The 13,159-nt window shown below is 54.2% G+C and carries 11 protein-coding genes; all 11 read left to right on the forward strand.

The features are described from left to right. Positions 1-14 precede the first annotated feature (14 nt). Complete coding sequence (locus ACYVI1_RS29885; protein WP_460915172.1) at positions 15-791, forward strand: DUF2490 domain-containing protein; 777 nt, start codon at positions 15-17, stop codon at positions 789-791. Between the two features lie 135 nt (positions 792-926). Further along, positions 927-1,466 (forward strand): hypothetical protein, encoded by a 540-nt coding sequence (locus ACYVI1_RS29890; RefSeq protein ID WP_460915173.1) that lies wholly within the window; start codon positions 927-929, stop codon positions 1,464-1,466. A gap of 397 nt (positions 1,467-1,863) precedes the next feature. Continuing rightward, positions 1,864-2,979 carry a hypothetical protein gene (locus tag ACYVI1_RS29895; protein WP_460915174.1) on the forward strand — a complete coding sequence of 372 codons (1,116 nt, stop codon included), beginning with the start codon at positions 1,864-1,866 and terminating at the stop codon, positions 2,977-2,979. Between the two features lie 98 nt (positions 2,980-3,077). Next, a complete protein-coding gene (locus tag ACYVI1_RS29900; RefSeq protein ID WP_460915176.1) occupies positions 3,078-3,980 on the forward strand; it encodes a hypothetical protein in 903 nt (300 codons plus the stop codon). Between the two features lie 4 nt (positions 3,981-3,984). Further along, positions 3,985-5,532 (forward strand): vanadium-dependent haloperoxidase, encoded by a 1,548-nt coding sequence (locus ACYVI1_RS29905; RefSeq protein ID WP_460915177.1) that lies wholly within the window; start codon positions 3,985-3,987, stop codon positions 5,530-5,532. 111 nt (positions 5,533-5,643) lie between these two features. Next, positions 5,644-6,186, forward strand: coding sequence for an ester cyclase (locus ACYVI1_RS29910; protein WP_460915178.1), 543 nt, complete (start codon positions 5,644-5,646; stop codon positions 6,184-6,186). Positions 6,187-6,194: 8 nt separating this feature from the next. Beyond that, on the forward strand, positions 6,195-6,758 hold the full coding sequence (locus tag ACYVI1_RS29915) for a carboxymuconolactone decarboxylase family protein (protein ID WP_460915179.1): 564 nt from the start codon (positions 6,195-6,197) through the stop codon (positions 6,756-6,758). A gap of 153 nt (positions 6,759-6,911) precedes the next feature. Continuing rightward, positions 6,912-9,698 carry a TonB-dependent receptor gene (locus ACYVI1_RS29920; protein WP_460915181.1) on the forward strand — a complete coding sequence of 929 codons (2,787 nt, stop codon included), beginning with the start codon at positions 6,912-6,914 and terminating at the stop codon, positions 9,696-9,698. A 161-nt stretch (positions 9,699-9,859) separates the two neighbouring features. Next, a complete protein-coding gene (locus tag ACYVI1_RS29925) occupies positions 9,860-11,080 on the forward strand; it encodes an MFS transporter (RefSeq protein WP_460915183.1) in 1,221 nt (406 codons plus the stop codon). Positions 11,081-11,114: 34 nt separating this feature from the next. Next, positions 11,115-11,663 (forward strand): carboxymuconolactone decarboxylase family protein, encoded by a 549-nt coding sequence (locus tag ACYVI1_RS29930; RefSeq protein ID WP_460915185.1) that lies wholly within the window; start codon positions 11,115-11,117, stop codon positions 11,661-11,663. Positions 11,664-11,741: 78 nt separating this feature from the next. Next, positions 11,742-13,136: a vanadium-dependent haloperoxidase gene (locus ACYVI1_RS29935; protein ID WP_460915188.1), complete on the forward strand. Its 1,395-nt coding sequence runs from the start codon at positions 11,742-11,744 to the stop codon at positions 13,134-13,136. Positions 13,137-13,159: the final 23 nt, after the last annotated feature.

Raw genomic sequence — 13,159 nt, forward strand, 5'->3', positions numbered from 1 at the left:
GCCTCTTCTAACCGATGCGCTTTTTTCTATTGATTGTTTTGTTGCTGAATAGTGCCCTTAGCTTTAGTCAGGATTGGGTATTTTACGGATTTCTGCCAGCCATATCGCAGTCGGGTAACTTAAGCAAAAAGCTTCAGTATAACCTGTATGTGTCGGCAACAGTTGATGCCTTTAAACAGACGGTTCGGGATAAGGAGTATCCGGCAACCGCCCTTCAGTATTACGTACAGCCAAGTTTAAGCTATAAAATCACGCCAAACGTTCAGGTTGGCGCGGGGTATGCCTACGTAAAGCACAATTTGTTTGGGTTGCACGTCAACGAGAACCGGCTATGGGCGCAGGCCGTTGCCACCCACGACGTTCCCATGCTGGGCCGAACGAAACTGTCGCACCGGTTGCGATATGAAGAACGTTATCCGCTGAATATGAAGACGAATCAGTGGTCGTATGCCACCCTATTCCGGTATCAGATAGGGGTCAATCTGCCCCTCTACGACCCGAAACTGAAAACAAAAGGCTTCTACGCATCGGCTTCCAACGAATTTTTCCTGTGCCTGACCGGAGCCAGAAATAGCCCCATAAGTTCTAAAAATGCGTTTTATGGCGAAAACTGGCTATATGGCGGGCTGGGCTACAATACGGGCAAGTTCGGTAAAATTGAAGTAGGCTATCTGTACCAGAACCTGATCCGAAATCCGCAGCAGGACCACCGGTATCTCCATCTGCTGCAGGCTACCTGGGCGGCTAACTTCGACCTGTCGGAGATTGGCGTCTGGTTATATACACCCTGAATATATCCGCTGTTAGACGGCCTTCGGGCCGCTGCTGATTTATAGAATTGGCCTGAAATTTGTGTATAATTACTCAGGAAAAACGTTGTTTGGAAAATTAGTATTATTTTTGAGAAAAGTTTACCTATTGCAGTAATGAAGAAAGCAGTTTCCATCGGGCTCTTTGCCTTGCTCCTGTATCACACGCTGGCCTATGTGCTGGTGTTCGTGGGTACGTGGTGGCAGGCTGAGCATGACCTGACGGAACGGCTGCTGGTTTACCGGTCGGTGGATAGCATTGTTGAGTTTCAGATTCCGCTGAACGAGAAGCCCGATGTGACGGCCATCACCCGGACAACGTCCGACGGGTTTAGTTACCGGGGGCAGTACTTTAGTGTGGTCAGCATGGAAGTCCGGGGTGATACACTCCATATTGCCGGACTGCAATCGGAAAGCCGCTCATTCTGGCAGAGTGACCTGCTGTCGTTTCTGAACAATCACATTGCCGGTGCAACGGATTCACAACAGAAAGCCAATCAATTCCTGAAATTTCTCTTAAAAGAATACTCGCCTACTCCGCGAGCTATTTTCAATTTTCTCTCTCCCAACTGGCGCGAGGCTGTTCGCATTCCCGACGTATCGTTTGTCGTTGAAACGCGCGCCCTCCCTGTTCATTCGCCACCGCCCGAAGCCTAAGGCACATCATCTGTCGCAGTCTTTGCGATGCGCTCTGGGTATTCACGTATTTTTCCTGACGCTGTTGCCACCGTTGATTTCGGTCGATGGAGTATAAGCTATCGTTTTCGTGTCGACAGGCAGTTGGTAGCCTGCCCGACCAAACGGTTCTTCATTACTTCAGGCGAGTCAGGGATAGTTCGCAAATCTCTCCGGTGTATCTGTACACGACAGATGATCATGACCTGTGTTTCGACAGGTTTAACCCAAATGTTTTTTGCCAGCGTTATTCGGATCTGTTACTTACAGTGTCCAGCGAGTAAGCATGAGGGTTGCTATCTGACAATAGCAAACCATTGTGTTGCTTTCGCCCGGTAGCGTGGCTGTTCTGTATTCATCTTTCCAAGACATTTTATCTATGAAAACGATTTATACTATCGTTCTGGCAGTTGCCTATATATTGATTTCTCAGGCGTCTGCGTCGGCGCAGGGTTGCGTGGCCGTTCGCCACATGAGCTGCTCGGCACCGGCCGGTTCAGCCGATTATTTCAAACAGCGCACCGGCCACTGGCAGGTATCGGCGGGGTACCGCTTCTTTCGTTCCTATAAACACTTCGTGGGCGATGCAGAGCAGAAACAGCGCGTCGAACAGGGCACCCAGGTTATCAACGTTTCGCACGCTATCGATTTGGGGATTACCTACATGGTCAATCAGCGGCTTTCGTTCTCAGTCAACCTGCCGATTCAGGATAACGACCGCTCGTCGCTCTACGAACATTATGGTAATTCTGCCACACAAAATCCGCAGCAACAACGGTTTCACACCGGTTCGCAGGGAATTGGCGATTTGCGTATTTCGGGCAGTTACTGGCTCATAAACCCGGTTAAACTCCCGAAAGCTAACCTGTCGGTAGGGTTAGGGGTAAAATTGCCAACGGGAAATTACAGCGTGACCGACGATTTTCATAAACTGACCAAAGAAGGGGTAGATTACACCATCAATCAGCCGGTCGATCAGTCGATTCAACTTGGCGATGGCGGTGTTGGCGCCAGTGTTGAACTTCAGGGATATGCTCAGCTAAACAGCTCCCTCACGGCTTATGCGAATGGGTTTTATCTGTTCAACCCACGCGAAACCAACAGCACGGTGCGGAATCCATCAGCCACGACCATTGATTTGGTAACGGGCAAATTCTCGGTTGCCGACCAGTTTGCTGCCCGCATTGGCCTAAGCCAGTCGATCAAAGCGATTCCGGGTTTGGCCGTTATGCTGGGTGGCCGGGTCGAAGGCGTACCAGCCATCGATGCCTTTGGTGGCAGCGCGGGCTTCCGTCGGCCAGGGTACATTGTTTCGGTAGAACCGGGGCTGTCCTACATGCGCCACAAAACATCGGTAGCGGCAACGGTGCCGGTAGCTGTTTATCGCAACCGGATCAAAAGCTACTCCGACCGGTTAGATCCCCTGGGCGTGAAACAAGGCGACGCTGCGTTTGCCGATTATTTGATTTCCGTCAACGTATCGCGTTGGTTCTAAGTGCTAAATAGTTGCCGGGCGATTTTTTCATCGGGTTTCAACCCTATGCAGGAATTGCCCGGCAACTCAACTAAATGTAACTGTACATTATTACTTCGATGAAACTACGTCTAAAAAGTCTGACCATTGCTTCGTTGCTGGCCTCCGTTGCGGCTCACGCCCAGATGCCCCACGATGCGATTTATATGGGTAAAAATCAATTATGCACCGCCGTCATGTATGGGCACAGTTCCTGGAATCAATACTGGGAAAACACCCTCAAGCGCGAAAATTTTAACATCGGCACACACACGACACAGAGCGTGATGGTCATGCCTGCTTTTGGTATCAGCAAACGGGTCAACATCATCCTGAGCATTCCTTATGTCTGGACCAGCACCAGCGCGGGCAATCTAATGGGACAGAAAGGTGTGCAGGACCTCTCCGCCTGGCTGAAAGTAAAAGCGGTGCAGGCAGGTGGTTTCTCACTGAATGCCATCGTGGGTGGGTCGATTCCGGTGGGTGATTACGTGCCCAGTTTTATGCCGATGTCGATTGGTATGCAGTGCCGTACCTTCACCGGGCGGTTGCTGGCCAACTACCGGGAACCCAAATCAGGCCTCTACCTGACGGCGCATGGCAGCTACGGCTGGCGGAGTAATAGCAGGATTGACCAGGATTCCTATCAGGCCAACGACCGCGTCTACAATACGAATCAGGTTCAGGTACCCAACACCTACGATGCAGCCCTCCGCCTGGGCGTTCTCCGCAAAGGCTGGCAAACCGAAGTGTGGGCTGAGCGCATCGCTTGTTTAGATGGCGACAACATTCGCCGGAACGATATGCCTTACCTGACCAACAACATGCAGGCTACGTCGGTGGGTTGGTATGGCAAAGTACAGCCCCGCAACATCGGCGTTAATGCCCGCGTCGGCTACGTAGTCGATGGGCTGAACGTAGGGCAGAGTACCAGTTACATGGTAGGGCTGCTGTATCAGATTAATTTTAAAACCAAGCCGTAACATCATGAAAAAATATAGTCATTTCCTTATCATCGGTGGCGTAGTTGCCGGCTTGTCAGGGGCATTGCTCTCCTGCGATAAAAGTATTTCGGAACCGCAGCGCGTAGGCTATACGCCCGCCAGCGTCGACGACAAAGCGGGTACCTGGAAAACCTACGTGCTAACCGCGCCGACCGACGTGACCCTGGCCTCACCGACATCTACCTCGTCGGCTGAATACCAGGCCGAACTGGCCGAACTGAAATCGAAGTCAGCGAGTTTAACGCAGGAGCAGCAGGAAGCCGTCGTCTATTGGGGAGCAGGAGCGGTGTATCGCTGGAACGAGATTGCCCGCGAATTAGCCGCCCGCTATAACGTGCCGCCCGCGTCGAACGCTGATGGCAAGTATCCGGTGCCGGATGCCGCCAATCCGCTGGCCGACCCGAGGTTTCCATTTGCCAACCCGCCCTATACGGCCCGTGCGCTGGCTTATCTGAGCGTGGCGCAGTACGACGCGCTGGTATCGGCCTGGAATTTCAAATACAAGTTCAAGCGGTCGGCCCCGGCGAAAGTCGATGCCACGGTTCGGGTCGCGTTGCCCACGTCGGCCCTGCCGTCCTATCCGTCGGAGGATGCCGTGGTTGCGGCTGCATCGTATACCGTACTGAAAGCCATGTTTCCCGGCGAAGGTCCTTTCTTAGATGCCAAATTAGCTGAACACCGCAACAGCCGTCTGTGGGCGGGTATGAACGTCACGAGCGACTTAACTGCCGGTGCCGATTTAGGTAATCAGGTGGCGGCTAAAGTGATGGGACGCGCCAAAACGGATGGGATGAGCGCGGCTAACAACCAGACCCTTACGGCTGGCTTTATCGAAGCCGCCAAAGGTCGTGGGATAAGCGAGGTGTGGGTTAGTCAGGAAAGTCCGCTTCGCCCACCGATGCTGCCGAACTACGGAGCAGTGGTACTCTGGAACTTTGACCGGGCTACCTTAGTGAAACTTCGGCCGGGTCCGGCACCATTGGCAGGTAGTGCCGAGTTTACCAAAGAGCTGGACGAGCTGAAAGCTATTAACAAAAGCCAGACCCGTGAGCAGGCGCGGATTGCCAACTACTGGGCCGATGGGGCGGGCAGTTACACGCCCCCCGGCCACTGGAGCCGCACGGCCGCCAATGCCGCCCACGAGAGCAAGTACAGCGAAGTTCGCATGGCCCGGACGCTGGCCTTAGTGAATACAACCCTGATGGATGCGGGTGTATGCTGCTGGGAAACCAAGTATTACTACTACACCCCCCGCCCGCAACAGTTTGGCGTGAAAACGTCGGTAGGTCTGCCGAATTTCCCGTCCTACACGTCGGGGCATTCGACCTTCTCAGGTGCAGCGGCTGCGGTACTCTCCTACGTGTTTCCAGACCGGGCGGCTGAATTTGACGCACAGGCTAAAGAAGCGTCGGAATCGCGGATTTACGGCATGATTCACTTCCGGTCGGATTGCGAATCGGGTCTTCAATGTGGCAAAAACATCGGTGCCTACGCCATCACGCGGGGCAAAGCCGACGGGTCGGGACTCTAATTTAATGATGAATTATAAATGATGAATGATGAATTGCCGTTGGACATACGACTTGCCCTGCGCCTAAGTAGAATCATTCATCATTTATAATTCATCATTCATCATTATCTTATGAACTTCCTGAAAATCACCTTGCTGGTGGCAGTTTTGCTGCTGGCCGGGCCGCGCTTTGCCTCGGCCCAATATACCGCCCTGAATACGGGTGTTGCCCAGAAAAATGAGGGCCTTATCAAGAAAAATAATGCCCTGTCGGTTTCGTCGGCGAATGGAAAAACGGCGGTAGCTTTCTTTAACGCGCTGCTGAATGCCCGCGATGTCGCATTTCTAAAAACTGTGATTACGCCCGATGTGAGTTTTCGGAACTCGCTGGGCGTAACGGTGCAGGGCATCGACGGCCTGACCGCCATGATGGGCAAACTGGACAATACGTTTGCCGGATTTCGCATTGAAATTACGGAGGTCGTTAGTGAGGGCGATGCGGTATTCCTGAAAGCGAATTTTATGGGGACGCACAGCAGCGCGTTTCTGGCGTCGGCACCAACGGGTAAGCCGTTTTCAGTGCCGGGGTTTGCGCGGTTTACGATTCGGGATGGTAAAGTTGCCGAGGGATTTTCCGTCGCTGATTTCTACCAGATTACGAAACAGCTTCAATAGCCTAACGTATGCCACATCTGCCACTTCCTGAGCAGCTACCCGGCATTACGGGCCTGCTCGAATATCGCTTAGATACCGCAAAGCCAATTCGTGAACTCACCCAGCTTTTGCTGCGGGGCGAGTCAAGCCTATCTCCGGGTGAGCGCGAACTGATTGCCGCGCTGGTGTCGTCACGTAACTGCACGAACTTCTGTGACGCGGCCCATACCAAAGCCGCCGACCTGCTGCTGGGCGAGGATGAAACAACCCGCGCAGTGAAGCACGACATCGAAACGGCCCCGGTGAGCGAGAAAATGAAGGCGTTGCTCCAGATTGCCGCCCTCACGCAGCAAAGTGGCTTAGCCGTAACGCCCGAAGCCGTTGCCCGCGCCCGCGAAGCCGGTGCTACCGACCGCGAGATTCACGACACGGTCCTGATTGCCGCCCTGTTCTGCCTCTACAACAAGTACGTAGATGGACTGGCAACCGTAGCCCCAACCGACCCGGCATTTTATCAGATGCTCGGCGAACGCATTACCGGACGGGGCTACGTTCGCCCGCCGGGGGGCTATCCGGTGGCTGAAGAGCGTTGACTGAAGGAAAGGGCTTTGACAAAGTTCGAAACTTTGTCAAAGTCCTTTCCTTCAGTCAACGCTCTTCAAAATTGGCCTAAACGATTCCCTGTCGAAAATCCTGTTTTCGTCGGGCCGGAATTCTTTTATCTCATCCATTCAGATAAAACACACATGAAATATATACAACTCGTTATCGCTCTGGCGGTAACACTACTGACTTGTGCTGCTGCGCTGGCGCAGTCACGTCAGATTACGGGCGTGGTGCGCGATGCTGCGTCTGGGCAACCACTGGCCGGTTCGACAGTGCAGATTAAAGGCCAGCAGACCGGCACCGTAACCGATGCCGAGGGACGCTTCACGCTGATAGCCAGCCAAACAAAGAGCCTAAAATTAATTGTTTCGATGGTGGGACAGGAAACCCAAACCGTCGCGGTTCCGGCTGATACTAAGCCGATTGACGTTGCACTGGTTGGGGCCGATAACCAGTTGAAGACGGTAGTTGTGGCAGCGTCGCGGGTGGAGGAAAGCCTGTTACGGTCGTCGGTGAGCATCGAAAAACTCGACGCCCGCGCCGTGCAGCGGTCGGCGGCTCCCAACTACTTCGAGGCTCTCAACAACGTGAAAGGCGTGGATATGGTGACGAGCGGATTGACCTACCGCCAGATTAACACGCGGGGCTTTAACTCGACGGGCAATACGCGGTTCCTGCAATTGGTCGATGGTATGGACAACCAATCGCCGGGGTTGGGTTGGTCGGTAGCGAACCAGAACGGCACGTCGGACCTTGACCTCGAATCGGCGGAGTTGATTCCGGGCGCGGCTTCGGCATTATACGGCCCCGTGGCGTTCAACGGACTGCTTTACATCCGCACGAAAAGCCCGTTTGCCCATCAGGGGCTGAGTGTGCAGCAAAAAGTGGGTATCAACCACATAAACGACCCCACCGGCGATACACCCAAACTTTTTACTGAGTCGGCAGTGCGGTATGCGAAGGCATTTGGCAATCGGTTCGCATTTAAAGTGAATGCGTCGTATCTGGCCGGACGCGACTGGTATGCCGCTGATTATACGGACATTGACCCGAACACAAACCCCGAAGGACGCGGGCAAACCAACCCCGGCCGGAACGCGCTCAACATCTACGGCGACGAAGTGGCGCAGTCGCTGCCGGGCATCGGGCGGGTGTCGCGCACGGGCTATACCGAAACCGACCTGACTAACTACAACGTCTATAGTTTGAAACTCGGCGGGGCCGTTCACTACCGAATCAGGCCGAATACCGAACTGATTTATGCCCTGAACTTTGGGCAGGGAACGGTCAACTATACGGGCAGCAGCCGGTTTATGCTCAACGATTTTCAGTTAACGCAGCACCGGCTCGAACTACGCGGCAAAAACTTCTTCGTGCGGGCCTACTCCACCGCCGAAAATTCGCAGAACTCCTACAACACCCGGTCGCTGGGGCAACTCATCAACCGGACGTGGGTGCGGGATTTGGCTGGCAACATCGTTACGCCCGACAAGGCCGATGCCACCTGGTTTGCCCGTTACGGCGCGGCTTTCGGCGGGCAGGCATCCGGCATTTCGCCCAGCGACCACACGGCGGCCCGTGCCTTCGCTGACCAGGGACGACTAACGCCCGGCTCGGCTGACTTCGACCGCGAGAAACAAAAATACATCGACATTGCCGGTTTGCAGGGAGCTGGTGTACTGAGTAAGAGCAAGTTATATCACGTTGAAGGGGTATACGATTTCACGTCGGCACTAAAAGTAGCAAGCGTTCAGGCTGGCGGCAACGTGCGCTATTTCGACATGAACTCGGAAGGCACCCTGTTCGACGATAAGGTCAATAAAATCCGCGTGTCGGAAGCAGGCGTGTTTGTGCAGGCATCCAAAACCCTGTTGCAGGATAAGCTAAAGGTTACACTGTCGGGCCGCTACGACAAGAACCAGAACTTCGCGGGCAACTTTACGCCCCGTGCCGCAGCCGTTTTTTCGCCTTCCGATGCCCATCACTTCCGGGCCAGCTACCAAACGGGTTTCCGCAACCCGACCGTGCCCGACCAGTTTATCAAGTTGAATGTTGGCCCTATCATTATCCTCGGCTCGGCTCCGGCGAATACGGCAGGACTGAATGCCTACGAAAACTCGTTCACGGCGGCTTCGGTGGGCGCGTTTGGTTCGGCTTTCGGGCAGGCGGTGGGTTCGGGAACGGCCTTTCCGCAGGCCGTAGCAGCCAACAAAGACAAGTTGGTAAAGTCAGACGTGCCGCGCAGCCGGGCCGAGCAGTCGCAGGTCTTTGAGTTAGGCTATAAAAGTCTGCTGACGCCCCGGCTGCTGTTCGACGTGAGTTATTACCACGGCCAGTACCGTAATTTCATTGTTAATCAGGTGGTTATCCGGCCCAACAGTCCGGTGTTACTGCCCGATGGCAGCGTGAACCCAGCGGCTGCTGCCGACATTCTGACAGCGGCCAACCGGCAGGCGTTTCAACTCTACACCAACGCTGCTGACCGCGTTTCGACCGACGGAGCCAGCGCGGGATTGACAGCCCTGCTCAACCGGAACTACCGCATCGAAGCCAACGCAACCTGGGCGCAGTTCAACATCCTGGATGCCAATCCTAACAACATTCCGGCGTTCAACACGCCCCACTTCAAAACCAATGTGGTGCTGAGTAACGACCGGCTTACGAACCGGCTGGGGTTCAGCGTCGCCTGGCACTGGCAGGAGTCTTTCGACTGGTATAGCACCTTCAACGAAAACCGGCCCGGTCGCATTCCCGCCTATTCGCTCGTCGATGCCCAGATGAGTTACCGGATGCCCGTTCTGAAAACAGTGCTGAAAGTGGGCGGCAGTAATCTCTTCAATAACTATGTGGTGCAGGCCTACGGCTCGTCGGCGGTGGGTGCGCTGTATTACGTGTCGCTTACCTTCGACCAGAGTATATTACGGTGAGAACCTTCAGACCTAAACGGTTTAGCTCAGAAGGCTAAAAAATTATAATCTGATCAGCCTGAAAACACCCCCAACCTCCTGAAGGGGGCTTAATCCGCGAGTGAGCAAAGTCCCCTTCAGGGGGTTGGGGGTATTTTTAGATAGTTTCTAAACGAATCACAATGGAAACAAGCCAACTTTTAGTGAATCAGGAGCGACAGACGGCCTTACCCTGGCTGGGATTTATGCTGTGCGCTTTGGCGTATGTTTTTGGCGGAACGGCCAGCACGCTTATGGCTACCTACTTGCCGATGGCCGTGCCGCAACTGCTCGGCAGCACCACTACGGCGGCTCAAGTAAGCAATGTTGGGGCCTGGATTAGTGCTGCTTTTCTGTACGGCTGGATGATTGGCGGGCTGCTGTTTGGGCCAGTGACCGACCGGGTGGGGCGAGTCAGGGCGTTGGCATTAGCAACGGGTCTCTGTGGCGGGTCAATGCTGGCAACGGCTTTTGTACCCAATGAATACGTCCTGTTGCTCCTGCGGGCGTTAACCGGAGCGGGCGTTGGTGGCATTTTATTGGTAGCAACGGTCTATCTGTCAGAGGTTTGGCCCATGTCGTCGCGGCCTGTGGCGCTGGGTGTGCTGGCAACGATGTTTCCGGTTGGCATTGTGGCAACAGGCGGTCTGGCGAGTGGTTTCGGGGACTGGCGGTCGGCGTTTGGCATCGGTGCGGTGCCAGTCGTCATCGCTATTCTGGTTTGGCTATTCCTGCCCGAATCAGCCACCTGGCAACGCGAACGCAGGGATACACAAACTGCCAAACCCAACTTATTCAGCGTTGAAAACAAAGGCAATGTGATTAGCGGAGCCGTTATTTTCGGGTCAGTGCTGATTGGCCTTTGGGGCATTTTCTCGTGGATACCGACCTGGGTACAATCGCTGTTGCCATCAGGACAAACCGGCCAGACCGAACGTGGCATCACCATGTTGCTGCTGGGTGTGGGCGGTATTCTGGGCGGTATCGTATCGGGTTTTTTAGTCGCCCGACTGGGTCCGCGCCGAACGTTGCTGGTCACCTTTGCCGGTTGTATACTGGCCTGTGGTTTGCTGTTCCTGACGAACCGGACGTTCACGCCCATTATTTATGGTGAACTGGCCTTGCTCTCGCTGTTTTTCGGCATTAGTCAGGGGTCGCTGTCGAGTTATGTACCGGCTTTGTTTCCGGCTCCCATTCGCGGCACAGCTACGGGTTTCTGCTTCAACATTGGCCGGTTGTTTACGGCCACAGCGGTGCTGTTCGTCGGTTCGCTGGTGACGGTCATGGGCGGCTACGGCAACGCCCTCACCCTGTTCTCAGCCGCCTTCGTCATCGCGTTCGCAGCTATTTGGTTTCGCCGGTAAGCTATTCGCTCATTCAACAATTCACTCATTGATTATGCCTCACATACCTCTTCCCGACGGCGTTCCCGGTATTCGGAGTCTCGTCATGTACCGCCCAGATACGGGTCAGTCTCTGTATGAGTTGGCGCAGGCCCTGCTCCGGGCCTGTTCGCCCGATAGCACGCTCAGCGATGCCGAGCGCGAACTGATTGCGGCTTTTGTGTCGAGCCGCAACGCGACGGATTTCTGCATGAACAGCCACGCAGCAGCGGCCCGCTATCTCTACGCCGATGAGCGCGATATAGTCGATAAAGTCCTGGCCGACCCTAATACCGCGCCTATTTCAGCGAAATTAAAAACGCTGCTGACCATTGCCGATCATGTTCGGGCTGATGCTCGTACTGTTTCGGATGAATTGGTAGCAGTAGCCCGCAATGAAGGAGCTACCGATGGCGACATTCACGATACGGTGCTGATTACCGCTTCTTTCTGCATGTATAACCGCTATGTCGATGGGCTGGCCTCGCTCACCCCAACTGACCCGGCAACTTACGAAGCGATGGGCGAACGAATGGGAACCATCGGGTATCAACTCCCGAACTAACAAAGCTTAATCAATACGTGACTAACCCGTATACATAGAAAGATGGAAAAAAAGTAATCACTCTCACCATGTTTAGTCATGAAAACAAGCACTCATTTCACCAGCCAATGGATTGCTGGAACCCTGTTGCGTAAAGCATTCATTATCACTTGCATCTGGGTGGTGGCAGCCTGCCAGACGAATAAAGACCCCGACGTAGCTCCATCCAATTCGGTGGACAAAACCGACGCGGCTGTAGCGGTTCAGTGGATGGATTTATTTTTAGATGTTGAACGCTATGCCCCCGGCTATCGACCGCCCGTTGCGGCCCGGTCGCTGGGCTACATTAGCCTGGCGGGTTATGAAACCGTTATACCGGCGTCAACGGAGTATCAGTCTGTCGCTTCTCGCTTTGCCGGGCTAACCGTGCCAAAACCACAGGCGGGAAAATCATACCGCTGGGACGTAGCCGTTAACGAAACGTACTACGTAATGATGAAAAACTTCTTCCCGCACGTTGTCGAGGCTGACAAAGCCAAAATTGAGGAGTTGTATAAGAAACTCACGGTTAGCACCGGTGAAGCCGACGAACTGACCCGTTCGAAGGCGTTTGGCCGGGAGATGGCCGAGGCTGTGTTTGCTTACTCGAAAACCGATGTTGCCGGTCATGAAGCGCACCTGCGTAACCAGCCTGGCGACTACGTACCACCAACGGGCGTGGGCAAATGGCAGCCAACCGCCCCCGACTTTGGCAAGGCTTTGCTTCCTTACTGGGGAAAGGTCAGAACCTTTGTGGCCACCGAGAGCGAAAAATTAGCGAAGCCTCCGCTGGCGTACGGAACGTCGGTGATGACACCTCTCTTCGTGCAGGGTCTGGAAATTTATAATGTAACAACGCCTATTTCCTACGAACAGCAGTGGATTGCCGAATTCTGGAGCGACGACATTTATAAACTCACCTTTGAGCCGGCTGGTCGCTGGTTGGCTATCGCGCAGCAGATCATCAAAAAAGAGAACGTATCGCTTCAAAAAGCGGCCTATACCTACGCTAAAGTGGGGATTGGCCTGAGCGACATAGGGGTAGCCTGCTGGAATTCTAAATACGTATACAATGTCGAGCGGCCCATCTCCTATATTCAGCGAACCATTGATCCCAAGTGGCGACCAAAGCTCAACAATCCGATTGCGGCTCTGAATGGTGTTACCCCACCCTTTCCAGCATATCCTTCAGGCCATTCGAGTTTTGGGGCGGTAGCTGCTGAAGTATTGACCGATATTTATGGGATCAATTATGCCATGACCGACCGCTGCCACGAAGGCCGCACCGAGTTCATTGGCAAGCCCCGGTCGTTCAACAATTTCTACGAAATGGCCGAGGAGAACGCCTACTCGCGCATTCCGCTGGGGGTTCATTACCGCATGGATTGCCAGGAAGGCTTGCGGATGGGCTACGCCATCGGTCGGCGGGTCAATCAGTTAAACTGGAAAAAATAACAAGGGCTGACCGTTTGGCCAGC

Source organism: Spirosoma areae (assembly GCF_054781775.1).

Coding starts and splice junctions, on each gene's coding strand:
- ACYVI1_RS29925 (WP_460915183.1), top strand. CDS start 9,860: ATGGAAACAAGCCAACTTTTAGTGAATCAGGAGCGACAGACGGCCTTA.
- ACYVI1_RS29885 (WP_460915172.1), top strand. CDS start 15: ATGCGCTTTTTTCTATTGATTGTTTTGTTGCTGAATAGTGCCCTTAGC.
- ACYVI1_RS29890 (WP_460915173.1), top strand. CDS start 927: ATGAAGAAAGCAGTTTCCATCGGGCTCTTTGCCTTGCTCCTGTATCAC.
- ACYVI1_RS29935 (WP_460915188.1), top strand. CDS start 11,742: ATGAAAACAAGCACTCATTTCACCAGCCAATGGATTGCTGGAACCCTG.
- ACYVI1_RS29900 (WP_460915176.1), top strand. CDS start 3,078: ATGAAACTACGTCTAAAAAGTCTGACCATTGCTTCGTTGCTGGCCTCC.
- ACYVI1_RS29920 (WP_460915181.1), top strand. CDS start 6,912: ATGAAATATATACAACTCGTTATCGCTCTGGCGGTAACACTACTGACT.
- ACYVI1_RS29895 (WP_460915174.1), top strand. CDS start 1,864: ATGAAAACGATTTATACTATCGTTCTGGCAGTTGCCTATATATTGATT.
- ACYVI1_RS29930 (WP_460915185.1), top strand. CDS start 11,115: ATGCCTCACATACCTCTTCCCGACGGCGTTCCCGGTATTCGGAGTCTC.
- ACYVI1_RS29905 (WP_460915177.1), top strand. CDS start 3,985: ATGAAAAAATATAGTCATTTCCTTATCATCGGTGGCGTAGTTGCCGGC.
- ACYVI1_RS29910 (WP_460915178.1), top strand. CDS start 5,644: ATGAACTTCCTGAAAATCACCTTGCTGGTGGCAGTTTTGCTGCTGGCC.
- ACYVI1_RS29915 (WP_460915179.1), top strand. CDS start 6,195: ATGCCACATCTGCCACTTCCTGAGCAGCTACCCGGCATTACGGGCCTG.